At 59.0% G+C, this 24,551-nt stretch carries 27 protein-coding genes and 3 pseudogenes; 1 reads left to right on the top strand and 29 read right to left on the bottom strand.

The window, feature by feature from the left end:
• The 3 genes from AACY02_RS17925 to AACY02_RS17915 all read right to left on the bottom strand — a co-directional run.
• The coding region (locus tag AACY02_RS17925) for an IS1182 family transposase (RefSeq protein ID WP_339433090.1) at nucleotides 1-1,209 on the bottom strand (1,209 nt) is incomplete at its 3' end.
• A gap of 623 nt (nucleotides 1,210-1,832) precedes the next feature.
• The gene (locus AACY02_RS17920) at nucleotides 1,833-2,438 is read right to left on the bottom strand and encodes a hypothetical protein (protein WP_094952880.1); all 606 of its coding nucleotides are present in this window, start codon (nucleotides 2,436-2,438) and stop codon (nucleotides 1,833-1,835) included.
• 474 nt (nucleotides 2,439-2,912) lie between these two features.
• Nucleotides 2,913-3,419 carry an AAA family ATPase gene (locus AACY02_RS17915; protein WP_339433089.1) on the bottom strand — a complete coding sequence of 169 codons (507 nt, stop codon included), beginning with the start codon at nucleotides 3,417-3,419 and terminating at the stop codon, nucleotides 2,913-2,915.
• 378 nt (nucleotides 3,420-3,797) lie between these two features.
• On the opposite strand from AACY02_RS17915, the gene AACY02_RS17910 reads away from it, so the two are divergent.
• Entirely contained in the window at nucleotides 3,798-4,016 is a 219-nt protein-coding gene (locus AACY02_RS17910) for a hypothetical protein (RefSeq protein ID WP_339433088.1), read from the top strand.
• A 125-nt stretch (nucleotides 4,017-4,141) separates the two neighbouring features.
• On the opposite strand, the gene AACY02_RS17905 is transcribed toward AACY02_RS17910, so the two are convergent.
• The 26 genes and pseudogenes from AACY02_RS17905 to AACY02_RS17780 all read right to left on the bottom strand — a co-directional run bounded on the left by AACY02_RS17905 (nucleotide 4,142) and on the right by AACY02_RS17780 (nucleotide 24,551).
• Nucleotides 4,142-4,873: a hypothetical protein gene (locus tag AACY02_RS17905; RefSeq protein WP_100847995.1), complete on the bottom strand. Its 732-nt coding sequence runs from the start codon at nucleotides 4,871-4,873 to the stop codon at nucleotides 4,142-4,144.
• Between the two features lie 425 nt (nucleotides 4,874-5,298).
• The gene (locus tag AACY02_RS17900) at nucleotides 5,299-5,841 is read right to left on the bottom strand and encodes a lysis system i-spanin subunit Rz (RefSeq protein ID WP_339433087.1); all 543 of its coding nucleotides are present in this window, start codon (nucleotides 5,839-5,841) and stop codon (nucleotides 5,299-5,301) included.
• Nucleotides 5,823-6,386: a glycoside hydrolase family 19 protein gene (locus AACY02_RS17895; protein ID WP_339433086.1), complete on the bottom strand. Its 564-nt coding sequence runs from the start codon at nucleotides 6,384-6,386 to the stop codon at nucleotides 5,823-5,825. The genes AACY02_RS17900 and AACY02_RS17895 overlap by 19 nt, the downstream gene beginning before the upstream one ends.
• A gap of 48 nt (nucleotides 6,387-6,434) precedes the next feature.
• Nucleotides 6,435-7,487, bottom strand: coding sequence for a phage late control D family protein (locus AACY02_RS17890; protein ID WP_339433085.1), 1,053 nt, complete (start codon nucleotides 7,485-7,487; stop codon nucleotides 6,435-6,437).
• Between the two features lie 97 nt (nucleotides 7,488-7,584).
• Nucleotides 7,585-7,791, bottom strand: a complete 207-nt coding sequence (locus AACY02_RS17885) for a tail protein X (RefSeq protein WP_339433084.1) — start codon at nucleotides 7,789-7,791, stop codon at nucleotides 7,585-7,587.
• On the bottom strand, nucleotides 7,766-8,611 hold the full coding sequence (locus AACY02_RS17880) for a phage tail protein (RefSeq protein ID WP_339433083.1): 846 nt from the start codon (nucleotides 8,609-8,611) through the stop codon (nucleotides 7,766-7,768). The genes AACY02_RS17885 and AACY02_RS17880 overlap by 26 nt, the downstream gene beginning before the upstream one ends.
• A gap of 9 nt (nucleotides 8,612-8,620) precedes the next feature.
• The gene (locus AACY02_RS17875; RefSeq protein WP_339433082.1) at nucleotides 8,621-11,422 is read right to left on the bottom strand and encodes a phage tail tape measure protein; all 2,802 of its coding nucleotides are present in this window, start codon (nucleotides 11,420-11,422) and stop codon (nucleotides 8,621-8,623) included.
• A gap of 150 nt (nucleotides 11,423-11,572) precedes the next feature.
• Nucleotides 11,573-11,806 (bottom strand): annotated as a pseudogene (locus AACY02_RS17870) (phage tail assembly protein); the annotation flags it as partial.
• Nucleotides 11,807-11,881: 75 nt separating this feature from the next.
• Nucleotides 11,882-12,172, bottom strand: a pseudogene (locus tag AACY02_RS17865) (phage tail assembly protein); the annotation flags it as partial.
• A gap of 13 nt (nucleotides 12,173-12,185) precedes the next feature.
• A complete protein-coding gene (locus tag AACY02_RS17860) occupies nucleotides 12,186-12,689 on the bottom strand; it encodes a phage major tail tube protein (protein WP_339433081.1) in 504 nt (167 codons plus the stop codon).
• 13 nt (nucleotides 12,690-12,702) lie between these two features.
• Nucleotides 12,703-13,869 (bottom strand): phage tail sheath family protein, encoded by a 1,167-nt coding sequence (locus AACY02_RS17855; protein WP_339433080.1) that lies wholly within the window; start codon nucleotides 13,867-13,869, stop codon nucleotides 12,703-12,705.
• A gap of 103 nt (nucleotides 13,870-13,972) precedes the next feature.
• A complete protein-coding gene (locus AACY02_RS17850; protein WP_339433079.1) occupies nucleotides 13,973-14,518 on the bottom strand; it encodes a DUF4376 domain-containing protein in 546 nt (181 codons plus the stop codon).
• 2 nt (nucleotides 14,519-14,520) lie between these two features.
• A complete protein-coding gene (locus AACY02_RS17845; protein ID WP_339433078.1) occupies nucleotides 14,521-16,116 on the bottom strand; it encodes a phage tail protein in 1,596 nt (531 codons plus the stop codon).
• Nucleotides 16,109-16,717 (bottom strand): phage tail protein I, encoded by a 609-nt coding sequence (locus tag AACY02_RS17840; RefSeq protein WP_339433077.1) that lies wholly within the window; start codon nucleotides 16,715-16,717, stop codon nucleotides 16,109-16,111. The genes AACY02_RS17845 and AACY02_RS17840 overlap by 8 nt, the downstream gene beginning before the upstream one ends.
• A 1-nt stretch (nucleotide 16,718) precedes the next feature.
• Nucleotides 16,719-17,606: a baseplate assembly protein gene (locus tag AACY02_RS17835; protein ID WP_339433076.1), complete on the bottom strand. Its 888-nt coding sequence runs from the start codon at nucleotides 17,604-17,606 to the stop codon at nucleotides 16,719-16,721.
• Nucleotides 17,603-17,929 carry a GPW/gp25 family protein gene (locus AACY02_RS17830; RefSeq protein WP_339433075.1) on the bottom strand — a complete coding sequence of 109 codons (327 nt, stop codon included), beginning with the start codon at nucleotides 17,927-17,929 and terminating at the stop codon, nucleotides 17,603-17,605. Before AACY02_RS17830 ends, AACY02_RS17835 begins: the two co-directional genes overlap by 4 nt.
• Nucleotides 17,930-17,934: 5 nt before the next feature.
• Nucleotides 17,935-18,186, bottom strand: coding sequence for a hypothetical protein (locus tag AACY02_RS17825; protein ID WP_339433074.1), 252 nt, complete (start codon nucleotides 18,184-18,186; stop codon nucleotides 17,935-17,937).
• 56 nt (nucleotides 18,187-18,242) lie between these two features.
• The gene (locus AACY02_RS17820; RefSeq protein ID WP_339433073.1) at nucleotides 18,243-18,827 is read right to left on the bottom strand and encodes a phage baseplate assembly protein V; all 585 of its coding nucleotides are present in this window, start codon (nucleotides 18,825-18,827) and stop codon (nucleotides 18,243-18,245) included.
• Nucleotides 18,824-19,336 (bottom strand): hypothetical protein, encoded by a 513-nt coding sequence (locus AACY02_RS17815; protein WP_339433072.1) that lies wholly within the window; start codon nucleotides 19,334-19,336, stop codon nucleotides 18,824-18,826. Before AACY02_RS17815 ends, AACY02_RS17820 begins: the two co-directional genes overlap by 4 nt.
• Entirely contained in the window at nucleotides 19,329-19,994 is a 666-nt protein-coding gene (locus AACY02_RS17810) for a hypothetical protein (RefSeq protein WP_339433071.1), read from the bottom strand. The genes AACY02_RS17815 and AACY02_RS17810 overlap by 8 nt, the downstream gene beginning before the upstream one ends.
• Complete coding sequence (locus AACY02_RS17805) at nucleotides 19,991-20,311, bottom strand: head-tail joining protein (RefSeq protein WP_102902293.1); 321 nt, start codon at nucleotides 20,309-20,311, stop codon at nucleotides 19,991-19,993. The genes AACY02_RS17810 and AACY02_RS17805 overlap by 4 nt, the downstream gene beginning before the upstream one ends.
• 2 nt (nucleotides 20,312-20,313) lie before the next feature.
• Nucleotides 20,314-21,308, bottom strand: a pseudogene (locus AACY02_RS17800) (major capsid protein).
• A 63-nt stretch (nucleotides 21,309-21,371) separates the two neighbouring features.
• Nucleotides 21,372-21,716 carry a head decoration protein gene (locus AACY02_RS17795; RefSeq protein WP_212621905.1) on the bottom strand — a complete coding sequence of 115 codons (345 nt, stop codon included), beginning with the start codon at nucleotides 21,714-21,716 and terminating at the stop codon, nucleotides 21,372-21,374.
• The gene (locus AACY02_RS17790) at nucleotides 21,713-22,867 is read right to left on the bottom strand and encodes a head maturation protease, ClpP-related (RefSeq protein ID WP_339433070.1); all 1,155 of its coding nucleotides are present in this window, start codon (nucleotides 22,865-22,867) and stop codon (nucleotides 21,713-21,715) included. The genes AACY02_RS17795 and AACY02_RS17790 overlap by 4 nt, the downstream gene beginning before the upstream one ends.
• Entirely contained in the window at nucleotides 22,864-24,345 is a 1,482-nt protein-coding gene (locus tag AACY02_RS17785) for a phage portal protein (RefSeq protein WP_339433069.1), read from the bottom strand. The genes AACY02_RS17790 and AACY02_RS17785 overlap by 4 nt, the downstream gene beginning before the upstream one ends.
• On the bottom strand, nucleotides 24,345-24,551 hold the full coding sequence (locus AACY02_RS17780; protein WP_333714099.1) for a phage head-tail joining protein: 207 nt from the start codon (nucleotides 24,549-24,551) through the stop codon (nucleotides 24,345-24,347). Before AACY02_RS17780 ends, AACY02_RS17785 begins: the two co-directional genes overlap by 1 nt.

Raw genomic sequence — 24,551 nt, 5'->3', positions numbered from 1 at the left:
CATTTCCTCCAGTACGGCTTCATGCTCCCAGCGTCGAACCCGCCGTTCCGTGCTCGGTGTGCACTGCGGTTTCATTGCGCAGCCCCGGCATTTCGAACTCCAGTAACGGTGCAACGTCAGGCCTTTTTCAACGTTGGTATAGCGCCAGATCAGCGTCTCTCCAGCCGGACAAATGTATTCGTTCTTTGCCGCGTCATAGATGAAGGCATCGTTATTGAAACGCCCGTCCGCTTTGGCTCCAGAGGTCATCGGCTTGGGCACATAGGCGGTGATGTCTGCATCGTGACAAGCCAGGATCTCTTCGCTTTTGAAGTAACCTCGGTCAGCCACTACCGACAGCGTTTCTGACGCCATCGCCTCGCGGGCCTGCTTGGCCATCGAGCTGAGTTGATCGCGGTCGGAACCGACGTTGGTAACCTCATGCGCAACGATCAAATGGTGCTGGGTATCGACCGCTGTCTGCACGTTGTAACCGACGATTCCCGTGCCGCGAGTCATCATGGAGCGGGCGTCTGGATCGGTCAGTGAGACCTGTTTATCCGGCGATTCGTTGAGCTGAATTTCAATGACCTGTAACTCTTTCATCTGAGCTTTGAGCTTGTCGATTTTCTCTTGCAGACGAGTAGCCTTGGGCTGAGCGATTGAGGGTTCTTGCTGATCGGCTTCGTCGAGCGCAGTCAGATACCGATTGATACTCGATTCAATTTCTTCCATTCGCCGCTTCAGCTTGGCGCTGGTGAAATTGCGGTCGCGGTTGTTGACGGCCTTGAATTTACTGCCGTCGATGGCAACCAGATTTTCTCCAAATAATCCCAACTGCTGGCACAGCACCACGAACTGGCGGCAGACGCCTCGGATGGCCTTGCTGTTGTCTTTTCGGAAGTTGGCGATGGTCTTGAAATCGGGCATCAAACGCCCGGTCAGCCACATCAGCTCGACGTTGCGTTGGGCTTCTCGTTCCAGGCGCCGGCTCGACTGAATGCGGTTCAGATAGCCGTAGATGTAGATCTTCAGCAGGAGAGCGGGATGGTAAGCCGGCCTGCCAGTATCTGCCGGTATGGCGCCTTCAAAACCCAGTTTGACCAGGTCAAGTTCGTCGACAAAAACGTCGACTACGCGCACCGGATTGGTATCCGTGACGTAATCGTCGAGGCTCTCTGGAAGGAAGGTGCTTTGGCCTCGATGTTCACCTTGGATAAAGCGCTTCATGGGCGATCCTTGCGATGAAATCCTCAGAAATCATAGCAAGGGTTCGCGAAAGCGTTTTTACACACTCTGGGCCAGGAGCGGTCAGTTGTCAGCACCGTGAACTGCCTCAGATAGCTGGTCATCGAAGTATTCCGTGTCATCACGGGGCTCTGAATCCAATCGCCGTTTGGCCTCGGCCAACATTTGAGGAAATGCGATTCGCTGGTTCAGAAAAGTAGCGACCATGAGATCTGACAGTTCTTTAAGAGGCGTGTCCCAGGCATCTCGACAATGCTGTAGTAACGTTGTCGGAGCCTCTCCTTTCCAAGGGCCAATGATGTTGGCTACTGTTGTCGGTTGGACCATTGGCATCAATTCGTACTGGTTGGAAAACGGGATTCTATCGACAGATCGCACGCAGTGCGAAGGGCCGCTTTGGGTCGGTTCCGGTCTTTCGCGACCGTCTACAATCGACCCGAAACGGACACTCGTTGCTGGAAGCAGTCGGCCAAAACCGGCTTCCGATTCACATTGGGTTGTCAGCTTCTGTGGCGCTCGACAGGCCCGGCGCATCGGGCCTGCATTGAATTACTTGCGCTGCAAATGCTGCCGGGACTGTTTCACTCGAAAGGTCTGGCCAGGACTCATGATCCGGCTGAGAGATTCTTTCCCTGCGTACACGGGTTAAAAATCTGGTGAATACTCTCGCTGGTTCCTACATAGGCGGTAGTACCTGGTACCGCCACAGCCGAGTAATTCTTGCGATCGGTGACCTGAATAAAATTTCCTTGCCCAGCCGTGAAGCTCTCAGTGCTTGGCGGCACTAAAACGCTCAGGAACTGGGCTTTTTTGTCGAGGGCCAAGGCACCTCCCACGGTAATTGGCGCCAGCATGGCGGCCCAACGCTCACTGAATAGGTAGAAGGTATCGGCTGTGGCTCTGCCACTTTGCAGGTGGGCACACTGCACATCGCTGGCGTTGATGACTTCAGCTTGCTGGTAGATGCCGCCCTTATAGAGGGCCAGCACTAGCTTGCTCTTGGTCAGCACACCCAAGCCTTGCTTGGGTCTGCACACTTGCAAATCACCATAGGGAAATAAGCACCAGTTGGTTTCGGTGATAGTGACGATTTCGTCTGCGCTGAGCTTCAAATCGCGTTCAATATTGGCGCGGGCTTCCGGGGTTTGGTAAGGGATGGCGCATGCGCTCAATAGAGCTGCGAGGGTAAGAGCGAGTAGCGGGGTTCTCATTAAGCGTCCTTTGCTGCTGGAAGGTAGATGTAAATGACGAATGTTTTTTCAAATCTCTTTCTTCAACACTCTACGAGTCAAGCAATCGCGAGAGCAGGAGAAAATAGCCGTCGTTGAGATCGGGTTCTGAGACAAGAACATCAAAGCGGACGATGTGATCGACAGGCTCTGGCCGCTGACGACGGCTGAGCAGATGGTCCACCGGTCCAGGCACCGGGAAAATTATACAGATCGCGCCGAGTTTAAAGAGCTGTTGGCGAGTCTGCTAAAAAACGTCGTTTGAATTTCTCGACAGCGAGTGCGCGACTCAGCCCCATTTTGGGTCAGAAGCCGCGTCGTGCGCTGGCGTCCAGAAAGCCGCTATCGTGAGTGTCCGCTTTTGGCCGAAAGCAGCCGTTCTCGACCACCAGCGTTCGGCCAAAAGCGGCAAGCGTCTACTGATTGCACCTTGCTACGTAGAGCTTTTAGCTGGCGCTACTCCTCGGATAAAAATCGTTTAGTGATCATTGCCACTGCCTCCGCCGGGGACGTCAAGGCTGTGTCTATATCAAAGGGAGCGTCATCCCACGGCTCATATTCATGATCCAATACAGATTGCCAGGTAGGGGGCGACAGGCCAGGAATATCAATCTTCCTGGTATCTACCCGTCGCTGGTGTTCATATTTATCAGAGCAAACCACCTGGATATTCACTAATGGAGTACCAGAGCGAGTAGCGATCTCGCTCCACGCGTTTCGGCTTTCGATTACTGGGTTAACACAGTCGACTATGACAGTACTGCCAAAACGTAGATTGCTCAGAGCAAGCTCATTAGCGACCATATAACCGCTTCGCCCCACGTCTTGTGCCAGAGCACCGGAGTTTCGGATAGCCTGCTCAATCGTATCGATCCGCAGATACACCGCGTTTGTTCTGGTGGCAAGGTCACTTGCTATAGTCGTTTTTCCAGTACCTGGAAGGCCGCTAAAGACAATAAGCATTCTATGTCCTTCGATTATTGAGTCGACCCAGTCTAGGCCAAAACCTGCCGAAGCCAATGTCCGCTATTGGCCGAAAGCGGCCGATAATGTAAAGCAGATAGCAATGGAGCGAGCTGGGCGTTCACTTGGAGGTGGGCTACAGGCCTTTAAAGGTAGCGAGTTCGAGTCTCTCCTTCACCGCCAAATTCTAAAAACGCAATCCCCTTATTTTTCTAGAGAAAGTCGGGGGTTTGTGGTTTTTGACGTTTGTAGAATGGCAACATGGGACAGATGCGGCATTTTAGGGCGGAAATAGCCCTCAATAAATGATTGCTTGGGCTAATCTGTCCTGGCGGGACGAATGAGGCTTTACGAACCTTTCGCTCAAGGATGATCCACATGCCAAGTAATTCAGACGGCAACATCGCCACTGCTGATGCGTTGACGTTGCTCTTGCACAACCAGCATGCTCTCGGTGCGGCGATTGAAGAGATTACCAACTGGATTTCAGGGGCTGGAGCAGACAATGTTGCTGATAACGCAATTGCAGCTCTGGAAACCCTGGACACGAATGCAAAAGCGATTACGGATGCGATTATGCGGTTACGGAGTTGTTAGCGAGTCGCGTCAAGGCACCAACCGTGCCGACTTTAATTGTCCGAGAATAATCTAGATTTAAAAACGAACACGGGAAACTAAAAAGAGCCGCGACCTGCGCGGCTCTTCTCTTCGTCTGCTATAGATTATAGGGATTGTAATGAAATGCTGGCGCTCGTCGAGTCTTGCTGGCTATCTGCATCCATCCAGACCCATTGAGTACCGTCGCCCTGCAAGTTATTACTGATGTTTTGAATCTGAGTGGCAACAATGGTCACTGCCCCTTTTTCCGAAGCAGTAGGTCCAATGTTAGTGACTTGCCCGACCAGTAAGCCATTTGACGTTTCATTCACAACAAATACGGTTGCAGCGGCTTCGCGGAACTGGCACGAAATGAACTGTGTGATTTTGCTAACAATTGTCAAATTCATCCATTTCGAAGGCGGCACGGAATAGTAGCGATTATATTTGTTAAACGGGTACTGCTCCCCGTTAGCCTGCAACGAGTTGTTGTTTAGTCCGCTCGTATTCGTTGGCATGCTGGTACTGCCCAACCACACCTCAACCTGTGCAATGCCGCTGTTACTAGGCAACGAAACTGAGATTGTCTGAGTGTCAGTGCCGGAAACGAATCCCAGCGATGCCAAGCCGGCATTGGCGGTGGTGCCGGGGACAGTGATGGTTGCAGGAGGCTGGCTATTGCTCCATACAACATTTACGGCTGCATTGTTATCGCTGCCGGCGGAATTATAAATAAAAATTCCGTAAATCTGCCCCGGACGCAACGTCGTGCAAGTGGCCGTATCACCTGCATTTAAAGTGATCCGTTGACCGCCGTTCCAGTTAATTTGTGATGCCGCAATAGCGAAGCTTTCCATGGAGTAGTCCTTTAATAGTTTATGGCATGAGTTGGTGCGCAAGATATCCATACTTCCATTGCGCGTTACGAGAATAGATCCGATATAGGAAAGTGCTTCCAATTTTTTAGAGTTATTGGCTATTAAAGGGTGATAGCTAAAAGCCATTTTCTTTTTCGGCCGTAAGTTATTGGTCTTCCGTTATTTAGCGCCCGAGATGCGGCTTGTTTCGCTCTTAATCGTCAAGCGCTTATAAATAATCTAACTATGGTCACAGCAGGATGGATGTAGACATAAAAAGCAAGATCTTTACTGTACAGATAAACAGGTTCTAGGCTCGCCGCGCTTTGTGCACGGAGCAAGAGCCTTGGCTGGACTTGCAGGGACTATCTGCAGGGACGGCGGTCGATCCGGATGTTGACGCATCTGGACCGGCCGCTCTCTTTTTACTTCGGTGTTGAGACTTCTTTCGCGTATGCCTGACAGGCGGCGAGTGCAATCAGTCCTCGGTCGCCGTAATCGGTGATGCCGACAATTCGTTGAGCATGCGCTGGGTCAAGTTCGGCTCTTGTGGAGCCATGAACCACGCTGCTGGTGGCGGTGGCGGCTGACACCGATCCACTGCCGGCACCGCTGGTGGCGTCGAGTAGGACTGACAGGCGCTGATCAGCAGTGGCAAGGCGGTCGCGCAGGCGACCTTGATCACGTTGGGCATCGCTCAAGGCTCGATAATGGGTTCGTTCGCTGGTCGCCAGACGCTGTTCGAGCGCAAGGCGCTTGTCCTGTTCGGCACTCTGCTGCGCAATCGTGGCCAGGGCCAACTGGTTAAGGGTTTCGGTGTGGAGTCGGGCCTGCTCTGCGAGCTGTTTGCCGTAGCGCCAATCCTGTACTTGCCAGGTAATGGACGCAGAACCACCGACCAAGACGACCAGCAGCACGCCTATTGCCAGTAGCCGATACGGCGCCGGGATCAGTTCGCCGAAACGCATAGCACCGCCCTCGCCCGCCCCCACAACTCCAACCGATCCTGCAGGCCATTGAGGCCGCCGTTGATCCTGCGGGTGATCGTGTTGAATTCATTTTGATCGGCCAGCGCGTTCAGCCCATTCACCGACCAGAACCACGCGGCCGACTCGGCAGCCCACTGCGGCAACTCCAGCAGCTCAGGGGTGCGCAGCAATCGCTCGTCGCCAAACAGCGCCAAGCTGCAGCGCAGGTAATTGTCGTGACCGGTGACCTGGATCAGGCCGCGACCGCGATAGCGCTGGCCATCACCATCTGCTGCCGGGGTGTTGCCCAGTTTCGCAGCCAGGTTGCCGGTGTCGTATTTGCTCAGGTACTGATCGCCACCCAGTTCCCGGACGTACTGCAGTTGACCCGACTCGTGACCGAGTTGAGCCAGAAACGCGGCTTGGCGTTTCGGCGTGTTGATCTGCCGATGCGCCATGGCTGTGTTTAGGGCGGATACAAAAACGCCCGCTTGGTGGCGGGCGTTCGGCATGATGCGTTGTAGCTGTTGTTCCGTGACAGTCATAAACACTCCAGACATAAAAAAGCCGCACTCAGGCGGCATTGGGATGCGCTACAGCTTCTCGACGCTCACGACCTTGAGCGGCTTGTTGTCCGTCTTTTTCTTACCCTTGGGCTTGGATTTGCCTTGTTTGCCGGCATTACACTCAACCGTGGTCGACCAGCCGGATTGGGTGAATACCTGCTCAACCGAATCGGCGAGGTACTCGCCATCAAGCCCGACCTTGAAGCCTTGGGCGAGAATGGGCCGCTCGGCAAAAATGTCCGTGCGCCCAGGCATCTCAAACCGCACGTCGGCGGTCGAGCGGTTGAACGCCGCCAGACGCGCTTTCGCGGCCGCTTGGGCAGCGGTCTTATTCGGGTAGATATGCCGGTCGGTATGCACCGCCGGCAGGCCATCCGGCGCGTCGTCGTTGTCGATGGTGACGATGGCCAGCTTTCCGTCTTTCTTGTCCTGGTGCTTGGTCGCAACCGCCTTGTGCGAGCTGCGATCGCCGAGACTGAATTGCCAGCGGCTGAGGTCGCTGCGCGTCAGCGTGACCGCGCCGAAAGCCTTGCCGCTTGCGGACTGTCCGCCTTGACGCGGCATTACCAACAGCTTGCCATCGGCCACCTTGGCCGTGCAGTCGTATTGCTTGGCCAGCCGGGTGATGAAATTAAAATCGGACTCGTTGAGTTGATCCACTCGCGCCACTTTGGTCGACACCGGGCACACCGGCTGCCAGCCATTTCGCGCGGCAATGTCGGCCACGATCTTCGACAGCGGCACGTCTTCCCAGCTCCCGCTACGGATGGTCTTACCGCTGCCGCGCATGTCGCTGGCCTTGCCTTTGATCACGATCGTATCCGGCGGCCCCGACACTTCGACGGTGTCCACCGTGTAACGCCCCATGCGGGTTAAAGCGGTTTCGGCATAGCCTAAATAGACCTCGATCGAACTGCCCCGCCGAGGCAACTGCACTTGTCCATCCCGGTCATCAATACGCAACTCAAACTCGTCGGACTCCATGCCGGGCTTGTCCGAGGTGCGCAGCAACAACAGCCGATCGTTGATCTTGGCCGTGACGTCGGCACCGTCGGCGACGATTCGAAACATCGGGGTCATGGATTTTGTCCAAAAAAAAGCCCGCACAAGGCGGGTCAGAGAAGAATGCACCGTTACGCGTAACGCAACGGCTCGCCGGCGGCGGACTCGTCCAGGATCAAGCCCATAGGCTGATCCCTTCGTCGGTCGGACTAGGCAGATCCGGCAGCACGATCAATACACCGCCCCGATAGGGCTGAGGCTCGTCGGCCAGCCCCTGATTGGCATCCAGTACCGCCTCGGTGCTGCCATTCAGATGGCCATAGAAGTTATGGCAAATGACATCGAGCATATCCCCCTCAAACGTTCTGCATGTCGTCGCCATAGCGCACAAACTCCAGCGTGAACCCTTGTTTACGGGGAATGCCGCCGTGCAGCAACGCGCCCTGCTCTTCGTTGATGTTCTTCAGGCACCATGTCCCGATCACTTCGCCATACCCCGTGGTCAAGGTCAGCGGCTGAAGCCTGGCCCCGATCGAGCGCAACGTGTCGAGTTGCTTCAGTCCACCTTTGAAGCCCGGGTAGATCGTGCCTTTGAGTGTCAATTTCTCTTCACCCATGCCCACAGCCTGCTGCGCTGGCCGACGCGTCAAGCGCTCCTGCGAGGCCCAGCGGAATTCGGTCGAGCGGGTCAGCTCATCGAATGCCGCCGTGTCCAGGTTGAAATAGTAGGGCTGAAGTTTCGGATCACGCGGCTGGATGATCAGCAAGTGCGGGAACGGCTTCACCGCCTCAGGCGCCGGAGTAGCATCCACGGCAAAGGCACTGGTCGGCACGATGTTGGCCAACGCCGGGCTGACCTTGCCGGCAAGCTTGTTGATCGTCGTCGCCACCTTGCCCGCCTGCGCCTTGAGCGTGCCTAACCGCTCCTGCACTTCGGCGGCCGCGCGGGTCGCCCGGCCATACACCGCCATCACCTGCCCGACCTTGGCTTGCGCGGCGTCGACGCTGCGCATGACCCGCTGAAGTTTGGCGCCGATCGCTGGCCCCACAAACGGAATACTTTCCAGCTCCGACGCGGCGCCGGTCAGCTCACTGATGGCGCCGTTGACCGGCGTTAACACCCCCTCGGCACTGCGGCGGCCCGTTTCTGCCGCTTCCGTCAAATACTTAAGGCTTGATTGCATCTGCTCCATGTAAGCCATAAAGCCTCCTTACACATGAGGTTCGTCGTACAGCTTGGCGGCGTTCTGTTTCGCCGCGTCCGCCATCATTCGTTGCATGTGCGGCATCAGATCCTGTGCCATGCGCTGCGGGTCTTTGACGTCACCCTGCACCGTGATCGGCATACTCAGCGAATACTGAAACTGCTGATCCACCTTGGCCGGCACAGGCTTCTCCGGCTCTTTGGGCTGAATGGCCAGCGCCGCCGACTTGAGCGGCTCAGTGACCGCCATCGAGCGCGCGGCATCCCCCAGCACCGGGCCTTGCTGCGCCGCTGACGCCATCATGAGCGGCGTGGTCGGCACGGGCGCCTTTGGCTTTTCCTCAGGCTTTTCATCCTCGCCCCCGAACAGCGTTTTCCCCAGGGATCCGCCCAGCGCGGCACCACCCTGACTGCCGAGGTAGGCACCAATCAAACCGCCGATCGCCGTACCAATGACCGGCACCACCGAACCGATGGCCGCCCCCGCCGCTGCACCGGCCATGGTGCCCGCCAGATTGCCAGCCGCTGCGCCGTAACCCTCGGCCTTTTCGTCCTTGGTTTCGGCGTTCTGAAACGTATCAAAGGCCATGGCGCCGGCTTCCAGCATCGAGCCGCCCGGGATCACCTTGGCGATTTTTCCGACCTTGCCGACGGCCTGCACAACATTGCCCAGCTTGGCCATCGCGCCGGCCGGAACCGGCGGCACCGGAGGGATCGGCGGACGGCGCAAGGGCGGCAGCGACGACCCAGGACGAGGCAACCGCCCCCGACGCGTGGCACTGCGCCGCGAGCCACGCCCACGTCCACGCCGGCGCGACTCGCCCGGGCCATCCGCACCACCGCCACCACCACCCATGGCGCTGGCATTGACGACAAAAACCTTCTTTACGCCGTCATCACCGCCACCTTCGGCGCCATCGTCATCGAGGCCAGATGCCGCATCCTTTGCCAGCGAAACCACTTTGAGGCCAGTCGATACCAAGTCGAACTGTCCGGGCTTTTTATCGCCACCCTCTCCCCCCTCGCCTTCATCCTCGCCATCCACTGGCGTGCCCTTCATGGCCGCAACCGCCTTCAGACCGGTTTCCACCAGCGACAAAGCCTTGCCGGCCTTGCCTTTGGGCTCATCGTCCTTGTCATCACCATCGCCGGCGCCGTCCTTGGCGTTGGTCACAAAGACCTTCTGCACTTCGCCGGACTTGCCGCCGCCCAGCGTCCCACGCGCCAGATTGAACAGGCCTTTACCGATCTTGAACGAGCTGAAAAGGCCTTTCAGAGCAATCAGGCCACCACCGACCGCCACGATGCCCGTCACCACCCCGGGCGAGCTGTCAGACAGTGCGGTGATGCCCTTGGTGACTTTGGTCAGCGTCTCGGCGACAGTGTCGGTCACCGGACGCAGCGCGTCTCCCACGCTGCGCATGGCGTCATCCATCGACTGCGCCATCTCGGCCCACTTCTGCGAAGACGACTCGCGCCGCTCGGCAAGGTTTTTATCGAGGATGCCCGTTGCATCGCGTGAATCATTTTTAAGCTGGCTATACAGCGCCTTGTTCTGCATGTAGGCCGACAGTGCGGCCTTGACCTGCATGTCCGCGAACAGGTCGCCAGTGCGCAAAGATTCCTCCAGCGAGGCCATCATGGCCTTGGCTTTCTCAGGATCGGATTCCTTGCTGATCTTCGCCGTCGCCTCGGCCATCGCTGCTGCACGCCTCGGGTCAGTGGCCTGAATGTATTTCTGAGCCAATGACATGCTGGTTTCCAGCGTGGACAGGCCGTTTTGCAAGCCCGTCTGCATCGACCCCTTGTAGTCGATACCAGCCTTTTTGTATGCCTGGACGGTGTCGTTTGAACCGATTTTCCCCATCCAGTTTTTCAGGTTGTTGGCCGCTTCGTCCGAACTGCCGGCCTGTTTCATCTGCACTTGCAACATGGCGCCCAATTGCGTCACCGCGTCCATACCGGTGATGCCCAGCTTGCCCATGTTGGCCAGTAGTTCAGGGAACCACTTGGCCATATCGGACGCCTCAAAGCTGCCCGCCTGCCCTTGATAGGCAATCGCCTCAAGCGCTTGCTGCATCTCTTTGGCATCGGTGATCTTGGCGTTTTGGCCCAGGGCGTTGATCATCTGTGCGGTGTCGACACCGCTGGAGCCCTGCCCGACGGCAAACTTGGCCGCGACGGGCGCATATTCCAGCGCCTTGCTCAGGTCCATACCGGCGCCGACCAACTGGTTCACAATGTCGGCCACGTCGTTGCGCGCCATGCCGGTATCGCGCGAAGTGTCGATGATCTTGCGCGACACCTCTTGCTCTTGCGGCTTGTTGGCAATGCCGGCCTTGATCGCAATGTCACGCACGATCGCGCCAAAGTCGGCGCTAACCTTCGTTGGCACTGCCAGCGCGCCCACGCCCACCACCGCCGCACCGACCGCGCCCTTCATGCCCTTTACGCCAGAATCAATCTGCTGATGACCCTTGGCTTTCAGCTCGGCCTTGTTGGCCGTCTGCCCCATCGAGCGATAGGCTTTTTCCAGCCGGCCGACCTCGATCCCCTGCTTTTTCAAGCTGTCGAGGTTCGAGTTCAAACGATTGAGTAATTTGGACGCACCAGCCGCGCCGGTGTCGTGAGCCTTTTTCCATTCTTCGCGCAGGCGGATGGTGTCGCCAATCGTGCGCTGCAGCACCCGCGCTTTGTTGCCTTCTGCCTCGAGGCGCTTGATGCGCCCGGTCACGTCCTTGAACGCGGCGCCGACCGTGGAACTGACGGCACCGCCGATCACCAGCCCGAGGGCAAGTTTGTTTGCCATGTCATGGCCCTCATGTGCCCAGCACTACCGGTGGCGGCTCAATCCGTGAGCCACCACACCATATCCGCGAACGGCATCGACTGGATCTCAGCGGCGGAAAATCCGGTTTCCGCCGCCAGACGTTTCGCCGCCGACTTGATCACGCTGGGGTTAAAGCCCGTCGTCGTTGTCCATGCGAAAATAGCCGGCCTGCAAGCGGTTAAAATCCACCAGCTTCAGCCCCTCCAGATCCGCTACCGACGCGCCGGACAACGCAGCAAACAACACCAGCTCGCGCTGCTCATCGTCGCCACCCACCTCACGGTTGGCCGCCCGCACGTCACCCACGGTCGGCGAACGCAAAGCCAGCTTGTCGACCGTCACGCCGTTGATCTCACTCGGACACGACAGCGTTACCAGCACCTGATCGGTGGTCAGCGACAACCACGCCGGCATCGAGTCCGAAAAATCGGTTTTCGGTACCAGGTGCGAGTAGGCCGTCTGCACGCGGCGATAATCCGTCAGCTTGAGGCCTTCCAGATCCTTCAGTCCGACTTCGGCCAGACCGGCGAACAGCATCAATTCGCGCTGTTCTTCGTCGCCCTTGGATGCACGGTCAGCCGCGCGCACCTCACGCACGGCCGGCGCGCGCAAGGCCAGCGTTTCGACCTCGACACCGTTGGCAGCGCTTGGGCGCGAGAGGGTCACGACAGCACCGGTTGCGCTGAGCGACAGCCAGACCGGCAGGGTTTTATCAGTGGCTTGAGTCATGTGTTCTATTCCTTTAGAGGCCGAGTGCGGCGCGCACTTCCGCCAGTTGGTCTTTGCCGTCGATCACTTGAATGCCGGCGACCATGTCGATCTCGTACATCAGGCGCCCGTCGATTTCGAGCTTGTAGTAAGTGACCGCAATGGCGTGTTTGATTTCGGCCGCATCACCGGCCTTCCAGTCGCCCAGGTCGACCTCTTTGAGGCGCCCGCGCAAGGTGGCCACCACCGCTGTGGTCGCGCCCTTCAAGCCTTTAAAGGCACCTCGGAACGTGGCGTTGAACGCCGTACCATCGGACAAGCCGAAGTATTTCAGCGACTCGCGGCGCACGCCCTTGGTGACAAAGGACGCTTCCATTTTTTCAAGCCCCTGATCCATCTCGACGGGGCCGGCCATGCCACCACCGCGATACTCGTCCGTCTTGGTGGTCAGCTTAGGCAGGGTCAGGCTTGGCACGTCGCCGGAGAAGTTCACGCCGTCAACGAACAGGTTGGTGTTAAACAAAGTCTGAGGAATCATTTACTAAGCCCCCTTAGGCTGCTTCAAGCACTTCGGTCATCCATTGATCGGTGACTTCGAAAAGGAAATTCGGGTTTTCTGCCGGCGGTACGTCGGTGAAACGGATACGCCAATACACCTTGCCCTGAGCGATCTGGCTCGCCGTGTTCAGTTCGGTGTCCGGGAACACTTCAAAGTTGATGATCGCGCCCTGGGCTTTCAGGTCGCCCATGAACGCGTTGAGGCCGTTGGTCACGTCGCTGACGTAGGTCTTGGTGATCGAGCGATCGACCGCCCACTTGTGCCCGGCCTGCACCGCATCCATGAGAATGAACAACGTGCGCACGCGGGTGACGAACGCCCATTTCGGGTCGCTCGACAGCGTGCGGTTGCCCCATAGGCGATAACCGTCGTCGCGAATGATCGTGGTGATATTCGCGTTATTGAGCAGGTTTGCCCGGCAAGTCTCGTCGCCGTCCAGGTACTCGACCGCGCGGCCGGTGCCGGTGATGCCAGTCAATTCCTTGTTCGACGGCGAGGCCCAAAAACCGTATTCGGCATCCGTCCAGGCAAACAGACCCGCCGCCCAAGCCGAGCCGGGCGCGTCGACTGTCGAGCTGGTGACGGTGTCCCAATACTTCACACCCGGGTCGACCATGTACAGGTTGCGACTGCCGAAGTTATCGGCGTAGGCCATGGCGGCCTCATCGGTCGTACCCGGGCCGTCGATGATGCCAATCGCGCGCAGCTTCTGCGCCACGCTGTCGATGGCCGTGGCCACCGCCTGAGTCGCGGTATGACCCGGTGCGATCAGCAGCCGCGGCTGTGCGTTGAACAAACTTTTGCCGTCAATCAACGCCTGCAAGCCGGTACGCTGACCGGAGGCCAGGACGCCGCCGATGATCGCCGAGGTTTGCAGCGCGGCGTCTTCCAGCTTGGGCACGCCAATGGCGACGATCACCGCCTTGGCTTTGACATAGATCGCCTGACAGGCCTTGGTGATCGCCGAGTCGGGGCCAAAGGCGGCAATGGCTTCGCGCTCGGTGGTGATCAATTTCAACTCACCGGCTAGGGCGGTGCCGCCGCCGAGAACGCCAGGGGTGAAGGTGTCGCACAGACCAATGATCGAGGACGACGGCAGCGAGATGGTGCGCGCCCCGGTCTTGATTTCGGTGGTCGTAACGCCGTGAAAGAAACTCATAAAGTCCAATCTCCAGAAACTAAAAAGCCCCGCATCCGCGAGGCTGTGAGGGTGTTCGTGTTACGCGTAACGGAAAAGAAAACGCCCCGTCAGTGCGGGGCGTCTATTGCTGCTCTGCCGGATCAGGCAGCGAGGGTTCCGGCCAGCCTTGCGACAGCATGTCGTCGTGATACTCGCCCGACTCGATCGCGCGCAACAGCGTCAGCTCGCGATCAAAGCAGGCTTGCACATGCGCCCGAACAGCCTTGGCGATGGCGATAATCTGCGCCGATCCGATCTCGACAAAGCCGGTCACCGTCTTGAAGTTGCAGCGGTAGTCGGGATCGAGGACGGCGGACAATCCGGTACTCGCAATAAGAGCCTGGCTGTCGCGAGTCGTCTCGATCTGCATACCCTCGACCTCTACGCCAATTGCTTCGCGCTTGAAGCGCTCAGCGGCCACCAACTGCGCATAGGCCGGTAGGATTTTGGGAAATGGTTCCTTGATCAGCTCACCATCAACCATTCGCCAAACACCGTCAGTTTCCCGAATCGTTTGGAAGTACACATTTTCTGGAATCTCGACAGCATCATCCGGGATGGCTCGGTGAACAAACGAGTCATAACGGCCAAGAAGGGATCCGGATTCGTCAAACGTTGCATATTTCATCGTTAAATCCCCACTGCCAGCCAGCTAAACGTGTCGATCATTGCTGCTGTTCCGGTCGACCCCCACCCGTAAACAGCCACATTGAGTTTTGTCGCGCCCATTGCAGCAACTCGTCGACCATCGTTCGATTGCTTGATTGGGTTGAAGTAGTAGGCGGCGACGTCAAAAGCCAGCGGGAACGTTACTGTCCCACTTACTACGCCGTTTAGAGCCTGAGTACCCCATTGAATTTTTAATCCGCCGAGCCACTTAGGGAACACGATGTAACCTATGGCCGCCAGAAGAATAGAGAATCCAAAAAGAAGCTTCTTCGGAGTGACAATCGTTGCGTCGTCAGTACCGGCTTCGGTCTGCGCCTGGGTCGCAATCTTTGCCGTACCTAGCTTGATTTCGGTGGCCTGCGTCGCCAACGCCGCGAGCGCCGCAATGTCGATATTTCCCTGATTGATAGGCGCGTTCCACGCCTTAATGCACCAGATGACCGCCAAGTTGCGCGGGCGGGCGGCGCCCCCATGACTGCCAATCGGGTTCGGATTTGGCGTAGTCCCTGTCATTGTTCCCGAATATCTGACGGTACCGGCTGCTGGATTCCCAGTGAAGGCATCCCACCCGAGACCAGCCTTATCGGTCGAATCATGGACATAAATGATTTCGTCGGCGATGTTGTTGTCGCCCGGAAGGTAACTGCCAATTTGCGCACTGCCGATGGCCCGACCCGGATCTACACCGCGCCCATGATCCCAGCCCCGCAGGAACTCACCGCGCGATTCCGGCAAGCGGAAATTACCGGCGCCCTCGTCGCCTTTGTTGAACGCCGTGCCGAGGAATGCCGCCAAATCGGGATAGACGGCAATGCTTTTGACACTGCCGTCCAACTCCAGAAACCCGGGCGCAACCTTATCCACCGGAAACGCCACCGTGGCCCCCACTGGCAGCGCTGAAGCCTGCGCGATCATCGCCTCAACCTCGGCCTTGGTGTAGCTGTCCTTAATGCCCATCTTGGCCAGCGTGTCCGGGTTGTCACCCTCCACCACAATTCCGCGATCGTTGGTCTTAACCCGCGTCCACTGACCCGGTGTTTTGTTCTTCGGCAACACCTCCAGAATGGCCGCGTCGACGTAAGCGCGCGAGGCCAGAACAATCGCCGGGTCGATCTTGAGCGTGATGTTGCCGGTGCTGGTGACGATGAAATTCATCCGCACGATTTGCGTGCGGCCCGAGCCTTGCGACAGCAGCGGCTTGAAGCTCGGCGCGCAGTTGGCCACTGCCACCAGATCCCCGTCTGCATCGTAGAGGCCGATTTCTCGAATCCACTTACCGCCCTCATCGGCCGGTATAACCTGCTCGGCGATGATCACCGCCGGATTAACTGGGTCGATCTTCAGTTGGTTGAGTGGCTTGCGCCGCCACTCGTTGATTAGCTTGGATTGCGTCGGAGACGGAACCGGGTTGGCCGGGTTTTCCACACCGGCCGGGTTGGCATCGCCGACGCCCATTTGCGTGATCAGCCAGGGAATGCCGAGCGCGTCGGCGTTCGCCTGCTTGGCCATCCCCACGTTCGTGAGGATCGCGAAAAACTGCGAATTCGCATCAATCATAATAAACGTCCAGGGTGTCTATGGTGTGTTCGCGACCGACCACGCCAAAGCTGCCGGTGACCTCAATGTCACGCATGACGGGTGGGTAAACGTCGATTTCGTCGCCCTCAAAGAGGGACACGGCAATATTCAGATTGCCTTGGGTTTCCAGGCTGATCGCCAGCCCGGTCAGGTGCCGCGTGACGGGTTTGGCGTCGTCGATCAGGCGCTCTAGCTCCTGATACATTTCCTCGGTGATACCGGTGTCGAGAACGCCGACCTTCAGGGCGAAGGTGCCCGGCACGCCTTCGGGCACGGTCTGGAACCACTCGACAATCTCAATGAGATAGCCCAGCGGCTCGACCACCCGGCGCAGCGCGCCGATCGTGCCCTTGTGCTTGTGGATGTAGAAAGACGCTTTGATGGCCGCGCGTTTGGTCGCTTCAGACCACCGATAATCCCAGCGATCAACTGACCACGCCCACGCCAGATGCGGCAGCAGATGCACCGGGCAGGTATCGGCGTTGTACAAGTCGCGCAACGGAATAATGGTTTTTTCGAAGAACGCGGCCTCCATGGCCCGTTCCAGTTGCGTGCTATTGATCGGCAGTAGGCTCTTCATGTCAGCCCGCCATCGTCACGGTGTAATCCATGCAGTACGCCGCCTGCTCCTTGGTCGGGGCCAAGTCGACCCAGCCGGGCAACTCCACCCGGGAAACGCCGGCAACGTGCAATTGAGCATCGATCGCCGAACGGGCCACCTCAACTCCCAGCCGCTTGCGTGGATTGATCCACGCCGCCAAGCGGGCTTTGGCTTCGGCCAAACTGGCATCCATCTCGGGGCCAGCGCCGGCCATATGCAGAATGGCTTCAATGCGGTAATCAATGATTTCCGCACTTTTCACTGTGACGCGATCGCCAACCGGCCGCACATCGTCATCATTCAGCGCCGTCCGCACCGTCGCCAGCAACTCAGGACTGGCCACGCCGCGCCCATCCCCCTCAGAACTCAGCACCGTTACCGTAACGTAACAAGGCGCCGGACTTTCGGCCGACGCGTCCGCCACCAACCCGGAGGCGTTGCGCGCGTGCAGGATGTAGCTGTTACGCGGGCCGGCCGTGGTCAGCCCTTCATAGGCCAACTGGATGCGCTCGCGAAACGGATCATCTTCCTCCTTGACCTCAGGCACCGGCGGAACCGCTTGCAGATCCGCTGCCTGAATAACCAGGCGTTTCAGATTGACGTTTGCCCCCAAGTGATCGAGGTCACTGCCAATCGCGTGTGCCAGCAACAGAGCCTTAGCGCCATCATTGACCCGGGCGCGGTTGCCGACCTTGATATAGGCACCGACCTCGATCACCTTCACCACTGGATCGCTTTCAAGGGCGGCCGTCCAGTTGTCGCCCATGTAACCGCGAAAGACCCCTAGCCCATCCTGATAAGTCTCTTCGAAGTCCAACGGCTCCAGCACAGTCGGGGCCGGCAGCGACGACAAATCCACGATACTCATACGGCCACCTCCAGCGTGACGCTGTCGCCTTGGTACCGCCCGGCGATTTTCAGATTGATTTGCCCGCCGATGACCGAAACGACGCTCACCTGATCCAGCTTCAAACGCGGCTCCCAGCGACCCAGCGCGCGGGCGACTTCAGCCTGCACGGCGCTGATCCAACCCTTGTTAACGGGCAGGTCGATAAACCGCCGCACCTTGCTACCGTATTCGGGCCGGTGCCGCCGGCTACCCAGCGGCGTGCTCAGAATGTCGGGGATGGATTGCCGCAGATGCTCGATGCCGGAAATGGGCTTGCCGGTGTGGCGATCCATTCCGATCATCTAGGTCACTCCAGCGGTTCAAGTTCGGGATGCGTCTTCAGGAAGCTGACAGCCTGTTCATCGGACGCCGACACCTCGACCGTGTGCTTGGCCACCGCCAAGGTGCGATCCGTTCCAGGGATGCACAGGGTGCGCGAGGTATAGAGCTTGTCGCGAAACTTCAGCAGCAGATCGGGCGTTCGCGGTTGAACGGTAACGGGCTGACGAATCGTCGACGGTAATTGCTCTTCGACCGACTGATCATTGATCTTGGCCATTCGTTTTTCTCCAGGCACAAAAAACCCGCACGCGGCGGGCTGGATGAATGTTTGGGTTAATGCTTGTGGTGGTTGTCGCTGTTGCCGGCGGCCATGATATTGCCAGCGCCGTCGATGTTGCCCGTTACGGATAACGCACCGTCGATATTGACCGGCCCCTTGATGTTTACGGTTGCCTCAAGATCGATCGTTCCCGACTTTACCGTTACCGCGTTATCCGTAACGACAATGTCCGTGCTGCCGACCTTGATCGCCACCGTGCCACTCGGCAGGGTGATGGTGTAAGACTTGGCCTGCCAGTCGTAGACCAGCGACCCGCCGTCATCAAAACGCCAGACCTCGACATGATCGCGGTTGTCCGGTGGTGGACCGGCATTTCCGTACAGGCCCGGCACGAACGTGCCTTGCGATACGTCACCGCTGGGACTGATCAAGCTGCCCTGCTCGCCCAAGGATGGCGCCCGCCAATGTCGGGCTTTGCCGGCGGCGATGCTGTGCCAACGCACCCATGCGCTGACCCAGTCGCTACCATCCGAGACCCGACACACTGGCGGCGATGCAGACAGATCCACCGCGACCACGTAGCAAGCCTTGACCGCCCCCGCGATCATGCGGTCATGTTGGGCGCTCGCGTAACTCATGGCGCAGGCTCCGGATCGACGACGACCTCAACCGCATAGTCGCCTAATTGCAATTCGCCGGGTGGATCATCTGGCCACGGCCATTCTTCAAGACCCAGATAAACCTGCTGTGTCCACTCCACCAGCCACACCGTGTATCCATCCAGGTGCGGCTGCGTCCAGTCCTGCAGCGATTGCACAAACTCGGCGGGGTCAACTGCCAACCCCCACGTCTGCGCACGCAGCAGCACCGCCAGCTGGGTCGCCAATTGCACGGCCTGTTGATGATGGTGCGGCTTGATCGGGTCAACAATGATCCGAGCCTCGAACTTGCAGACCAGCGAGGTTTCGCCGGTGCCGATATCGGTACCCGGCTCGATCTCGGCCACCTCTAGAAACACCGCTGGCAGCAACACGCGATCCTTAATGTCTGGCCATGCTGTGACGGCCTGCACGCCCGGCAAGTGGGTAAGCAGATGCTGTTCTACCGCCCGATAAAGTTGGTCCAGGCTGAACGGTTCGTCAGACATTGCCAATCCTCTTGAGGTATTTCTGCAGCTCAAAGTTGAGTTCTTGTTTGAGAATCGCCAACAGGATCTCGTCTGCCTTTTTGACCCAGCTGTCGAAATGCGGCCGGGCTTGCTCGAGCGACACCTTGGCCTTGGCCAGCGGGAAACGACTGCCGTTTTCGGCGACCCAACCCGAACTCGGCCCGCGACCGGGGGACACCGTGCTATCCGGGTAGTCGTCCCCGTTGAAATGCTTGCTGGCTGTGCGGATCCAGATGTCGGGCTTGTTGCCGTAGACCTTCTTGAGAAAGGCACCTTCGTAACGCCGCCCCGCCACCGACACACCGCTCCCGGTCTGCCGCGCCCGGCCGATCCGGCTGGACTCGATGCTGTTCAACCCGAACCACAGTTTGCCGCTCGCGGCCGCGCCGGAAACTGGATAGCTGCGCAACCGCTGACGCACCGCTGCTAAGGCAATGCGCTCTGACCGGCTGACGCCTCGGGCGATGTGCGTGCGCAACCTTCCCAACGTCTTGTTGATCGCGCGCCGATGCGCCGCAGCAGCCGCTTTCGGCACCACCTTGGCAAAGTCCTGGAACGCCTGAAAATCTGCGGCCGAGGACTGGATAGAGATCATCCCGCCCCCGGCCGAGGGTTTGAAATAGCTGCCGACGCTCACGGCCGCAACCTCAGAATCAGGGCGACCAGCCCGTCACCGCTCGGTTCGAGCTGAATCAGGTCGTAGTCACCGCCGCCGTCCAAGGCAGGCAAGTCGACGCTGACCAGCATGCCCTGTTCCAGGCCCTGCGAATCGCTGACGCGGATCTCGAAGCGCGGCTCGCGCAAACCGGTGTTGAGCTTGCCGAACTTGGGTTGCAGCCAGGGCGCGGCAAACATGCCGAACACTGGCTCTTCGCGACCCTCGATCCGCGCCGTATCGCCCAGCGTTTCGAACACCACCGCGTCGACGTCGGCGATCAGATCGCGAAAGCCCACGGTCAGAGTTCCAGCAGGACTTGGGCACGCGGTCGAGTGCAAAGATGCAGTGGGTTCGACTGCGCCTCACCGGCCATGCCTTTGTTGAAGGGCAGCGGTTCAATCATGCTGTAGTACGGAATGCCCTGAGTGTTGACCGTTTCCATGTAATCAGCCGGCGCGAACACCGAGATGTACAGATCGGGCACGCCTTCGGGAACCAGCAGCGCCTTGTCGTCATGGACGAAGGAAACGCCGGCGACCTTGCCACGATAGCGCTCCCAGATGATGCCGCCGAACTCGAAGCTTTCCCGGGCGTCGCCGGCAGAGCTGCCGCTTGCTGACTGTTGAGGTAGGTCTCTTTGACCGACTTATGAACAATCAGCTTGTTCCAGAAGTTCTTGCCGCAGAAAGCGCGCGAACCGGTACTGGTCACGCTGCCCAGCGCATCCTCCTGCATGTCCAGCGCCTCACCGCACATGACGCGCAGCTCGGTATCGGCCTTAGTCAGCCCCATGGACATCTTCTGACGCTGCACACCGAAGCGCTCATACAAGTCCAGCAGCACCGTCGAGCCATCAGCGTCGAGAATCTGGCCGTTGAGTGCGCCCATGCGCTGGAACTCATGCGTGGCGTCCAACTGACGACGCGCCTTAGCCAGGCGCGCATTGACCACGTCCTGCACCGCCTGCAGCTCGGTGCGAGTGCCGAAGGCGCGGATGCCTTGGATCTCATCCGCCTTGATCGTGAAACGCTCCGGCAGGTGAACGGTGTTGAACGGGATCAGGTTGCGCTTGCTCGCAGCAACCACCAGGCCAGAACCACCGCGCTCACCGGCCGGCACCAGTGCCAGGGTGTCACCGTCCTTTTCAATCTGCACGGTCAGGGTGGTAATGCCTTCCTCGCGAAACAGGCCCAGGGCGCTGATGCGGCCCGGCAGGTAGGGTTGATCATTGAGTGCAGCGGTCAGCGAGGTAACGGTAAACGCTTCGTCTTCAAAAATGGCGATATCGGCCATGGGTACTCTCCAGAAACGAAAAATCCCGCACGCGGCGGGATGCATATGAAAGAAGGAAACGTCTTAGCGGACGATCAGGAAATGAGCGGCCAGATCTTTTTCGGCCTCAGGATCCAGCCCTGTCAGGTGCGCTTCGCTGACCTCAGCCATGCGTGCCACCGCGCGACCACGGCGCACGATGTCCGACTCGCCCAACGGCCCGTAAAGGATCGCGACAGCAGATTGGGTGCCGTCTTCGGCGGCCGGATCATACGGCGCAAACTCGCCCGTGGCCGTCACCAGACCGAGGACTTGGCCCGAATTCAGTGCCGGGCCGGCGGCGACATTGATCGTTTCCCGCGAAATATTTCCGGCGCCTTCGGACAGCAGGAATTCACCTGCGTGCATCGGTTCCTTTTTGATGGTCATGCTCGTACTCCTTTCGCGCTTTGCGCGGTTCCAGTTTGGGCCGCTTGGCGAGCAGCCCAAATCGAGTTGGGGTCAGGTTGTTTGGCCAGCACCTTGGGCGCTGGGTCATCTGCCAGCGGCAGACTGTTGTCGATTTCAAAGCCTTTGCCGCTGGTGACAATCTTGTCGAACAGACGCGCCCGCACCGCCGCCTCGTCCAGACCTGCCGCGACATACTCGGCGCTGAATTCCGGCAACCGCGCGGCCACGCAGAGGTCGTTTACCGCCTTGGCGCGTGCCAGACCGGCTAAAACGACCTTTTCGCTTTCAAGCTGGGTGGACTTGAGCAGCGGCTCGATCAGGTTGCTGATGCCCGCCGCCGTGCAGCGCTGAGTGACCATCAATGCCAACTTGGCCGAGTCGACTACAGGCGGCACCAGCGGCGGATCGACAGGATCAAGATCCGGATCCGCTTCAGGTGGCTCGTCGAGCTGGGCCAGCAAATCAGCCGGTGCGTTCTGGAATCGTTGCAGTACCGCGCCTTGACCAAGACAGGCTTTGACCTTGACGCCGTCGCCCACTTCATCGGCCAGCCCCAATGCCACCGCTTCGTTGGCGGTCAGCCAGGTTTCAGCCGCCACCAGGCGCCGCAGTTCGACCTCGTCGATGTCCGGCGCTTTGGCCTTATAGGCCGCGATAATCGCTTCCATGGTCTGGTCGAGGACGTCGGCGACCTTGCGGAAGTCTTCAGCATCACCGGCGGCGTAAGTCCATGGATTGTGGATCATCAACATCGCGTTGGAAGCGATCACCACCCGGTGCGCACCGCATACGGCAACACTGGCGGCACTGGCGGCGAGCGCATCGATCCGTCCGGTGCAGCGCTCTCCCAGCCGCGACAGCGCGTTGTGCATGGCCAGACCGTCGAACAGATCGCCGCCGATGCTGTTGAACGCGGCCACCACCGGTGACACACCATCATCCATGGCGCGCAGATCCTGCACGAACTGATTGGCAGTGATGCCCCACGCGCCGATCTCGCCATAAACGAAAACCTCGATCACTCGCTCGGTGGCCTCGCCGCTGGCATGAACGGCGTACCAGGTCTTGTCCTTGACCTCGACGCGTTTGCCGGCGCGGTTGTAAATACGCGGTTTCGCGCTCTTGCTCATGGTTGCTCCTTGTCGTCGGTGTCTTCGACGGAATCCAGGGTGTTGTAGTTGAGACCCAGTTTTGTGGCCCGCGCCAGATCGGCGGCGTTTTCCAGATCGACCGTTTCGGCGTCGTAGCCTGTGCGCAAGACCATCTCGCTGCGCGACGAAAAACCGGCTCTCACCTCCATCGCTCGTGCTTGTACGTCCTGAACCGGCTGGATATAGGCCCAGCCTTGCGGTACCCAGCGAGTGCGAAGGTACTGGCGGCGCTTCTGTGTGTAATCATCCAGCACCAGAACACCCGACAGCACCGCCATGTCCATCCACGCGGCCCGCACCGGGCGGCAAAGTTGATGGACGTACACGCTGAATTGCAGTTGTTCCAGGCGGCGCCGAAACTCGTTGAGCACCACCCGTAATGCTCGGTCGTTGATTCCGCGCATGTCGCCGGTGAGGATCTCGTAAGGCGTACCGCTACCCGCCGCTGCAGCCATCAACTGCTGACGCATGAAGTCCGGGTAGTTGTTGCCCGCGTCCGGCGGTTTGGAAAATTCCACCTCTTCGCCCGGACCGAGTTCCTGCATGGTGCCGGGTTCGAGCGCAACCATGGGCGTGAAGCCGTCGCGGTCCAGATCCAATAACGCGCCGGTGACCGGATCGCGTGGCGCCGGACCCGAGTCAGGCGACGGGCGCTTGATGAAACCGGCGAACAGGTTGGCCACCTCCTGACGGAACAGCACCGCGTCGTCGTAGTTGTCGAGACTGCGCAGCCGTTTCAGAACCGGCGACAATCGCGGCACACCGCGCAACTGGCCAGGTTCGACCGGTTCGAAGATGTGCAGCACCTGTGCGGCCGGGACGCGCACTAGCTGGTTGTAGCCGGCGTTCAACGAGGCCGCATCACGCGGGTGCGACAGGTACATCCAATACGCTACCCGCTTGCCGCCGGGCGTGAACTCGATGCCGGCGCGGATGACGTTGCCGTTCTTGGTGCTCTCGAATTTGTCGTGCGGCACGAACTCCGGCGCCAGAATCTGCAACTGCAGCGGAACCGCCAAGCCTTCGTCCAGACTGCGAGGACGCAAGCGAACAAAGCATTCACCCGATGTTTCCACCGTGCGCGCCACCAGCGCCTGCTGGCCGTAAAAGTCGGTGCGGTCATCCGCATCAGATTCATCAACCCAATCGCTCCACAGCTCCTGCAGCAGCTTGCGCAGGGCATCATCATCGGTCGCTGGCCGAGGGGTGATGCCGGTGCCGATCAGGTTGCTGACGCGCTTGTCGATCACGTTGAAGGCATACGGATCATTGCGAACCGCTGCCCGGGAGCGCGAGCGCAAATTGCGCAGTGCCGGGGTGTTGATACTGTTGATCCCGTTGTCGGGAGCGTCCCAGCCAGTGGATCGGCGGCCCTCACCAGCGCCTTCGTAACTGGCTTTGATGTTGGACGGCAGCACAAATCCATTACGGGTCAGAGTCGGAAAATGGCGGGCCATCAGACCCCCTTCCCTGCGTGGAACAGCCGAACCACGCGCGAGCGCGGCCCGGCGGCGCTGGCCAGCGACGAGCGTATTTCTTCGCGCGCCTTCAGCAGCTCATCGACCGTGCGGTATTCCACGGTACGGTCGGTATAGCGCACAGTTTTTTCACCGCGAGCAATGGCCGCCTCAACCGCGTCGAGGTGCTTTTTCGTAAATGACAT

Source organism: Pseudomonas sp. EA_65y_Pfl2_P78 (assembly GCF_963970495.1).
Lineage (GTDB): Bacteria > Pseudomonadota > Gammaproteobacteria > Pseudomonadales > Pseudomonadaceae > Aquipseudomonas > Aquipseudomonas baetica_A.
Note: the sequence above shows the minus strand (reverse complement) of the source record. Positions and strands in the feature narration are given on the sequence as shown.

Excerpts from the sequence above, each read along its gene's own strand:
- AACY02_RS17920 (WP_094952880.1), bottom strand. The coding sequence starts at position 2,438 with ATGAGAACCCCGCTACTCGCTCTTACCCTCGCAGCTCTATTGAGCGCA.
- AACY02_RS17915 (WP_339433089.1), bottom strand. The coding sequence starts at position 3,419 with ATGCTTATTGTCTTTAGCGGCCTTCCAGGTACTGGAAAAACGACTATA.
- AACY02_RS17910 (WP_339433088.1), top strand. The coding sequence starts at position 3,798 with ATGCCAAGTAATTCAGACGGCAACATCGCCACTGCTGATGCGTTGACG.
- AACY02_RS17905 (WP_100847995.1), bottom strand. The coding sequence starts at position 4,873 with ATGGAAAGCTTCGCTATTGCGGCATCACAAATTAACTGGAACGGCGGT.
- AACY02_RS17900 (WP_339433087.1), bottom strand. The coding sequence starts at position 5,841 with ATGCGTTTCGGCGAACTGATCCCGGCGCCGTATCGGCTACTGGCAATA.
- AACY02_RS17895 (WP_339433086.1), bottom strand. The coding sequence starts at position 6,386 with ATGACTGTCACGGAACAACAGCTACAACGCATCATGCCGAACGCCCGC.
- AACY02_RS17890 (WP_339433085.1), bottom strand. The coding sequence starts at position 7,487 with ATGACCCCGATGTTTCGAATCGTCGCCGACGGTGCCGACGTCACGGCC.
- AACY02_RS17885 (WP_339433084.1), bottom strand. The coding sequence starts at position 7,791 with ATGGCGACGACATGCAGAACGTTTGAGGGGGATATGCTCGATGTCATT.
- AACY02_RS17880 (WP_339433083.1), bottom strand. The coding sequence starts at position 8,611 with ATGGCTTACATGGAGCAGATGCAATCAAGCCTTAAGTATTTGACGGAA.
- AACY02_RS17875 (WP_339433082.1), bottom strand. The coding sequence starts at position 11,422 with ATGGCAAACAAACTTGCCCTCGGGCTGGTGATCGGCGGTGCCGTCAGT.
- AACY02_RS17860 (WP_339433081.1), bottom strand. The coding sequence starts at position 12,689 with ATGATTCCTCAGACTTTGTTTAACACCAACCTGTTCGTTGACGGCGTG.
- AACY02_RS17855 (WP_339433080.1), bottom strand. The coding sequence starts at position 13,869 with ATGAGTTTCTTTCACGGCGTTACGACCACCGAAATCAAGACCGGGGCG.
- AACY02_RS17850 (WP_339433079.1), bottom strand. The coding sequence starts at position 14,518 with ATGAAATATGCAACGTTTGACGAATCCGGATCCCTTCTTGGCCGTTAT.
- AACY02_RS17845 (WP_339433078.1), bottom strand. The coding sequence starts at position 16,116 with ATGATTGATGCGAATTCGCAGTTTTTCGCGATCCTCACGAACGTGGGG.
- AACY02_RS17840 (WP_339433077.1), bottom strand. The coding sequence starts at position 16,717 with ATGAAGAGCCTACTGCCGATCAATAGCACGCAACTGGAACGGGCCATG.
- AACY02_RS17835 (WP_339433076.1), bottom strand. The coding sequence starts at position 17,606 with ATGAGTATCGTGGATTTGTCGTCGCTGCCGGCCCCGACTGTGCTGGAG.
- AACY02_RS17830 (WP_339433075.1), bottom strand. The coding sequence starts at position 17,929 with ATGATCGGAATGGATCGCCACACCGGCAAGCCCATTTCCGGCATCGAG.
- AACY02_RS17825 (WP_339433074.1), bottom strand. The coding sequence starts at position 18,186 with ATGGCCAAGATCAATGATCAGTCGGTCGAAGAGCAATTACCGTCGACG.
- AACY02_RS17820 (WP_339433073.1), bottom strand. The coding sequence starts at position 18,827 with ATGAGTTACGCGAGCGCCCAACATGACCGCATGATCGCGGGGGCGGTC.
- AACY02_RS17815 (WP_339433072.1), bottom strand. The coding sequence starts at position 19,336 with ATGTCTGACGAACCGTTCAGCCTGGACCAACTTTATCGGGCGGTAGAA.
- AACY02_RS17795 (WP_212621905.1), bottom strand. The coding sequence starts at position 21,716 with ATGACCATCAAAAAGGAACCGATGCACGCAGGTGAATTCCTGCTGTCC.
- AACY02_RS17790 (WP_339433070.1), bottom strand. The coding sequence starts at position 22,867 with ATGAGCAAGAGCGCGAAACCGCGTATTTACAACCGCGCCGGCAAACGC.
- AACY02_RS17785 (WP_339433069.1), bottom strand. The coding sequence starts at position 24,345 with ATGGCCCGCCATTTTCCGACTCTGACCCGTAATGGATTTGTGCTGCCG.
- AACY02_RS17780 (WP_333714099.1), bottom strand. The coding sequence starts at position 24,551 with ATGTCATTTACGAAAAAGCACCTCGACGCGGTTGAGGCGGCCATTGCT.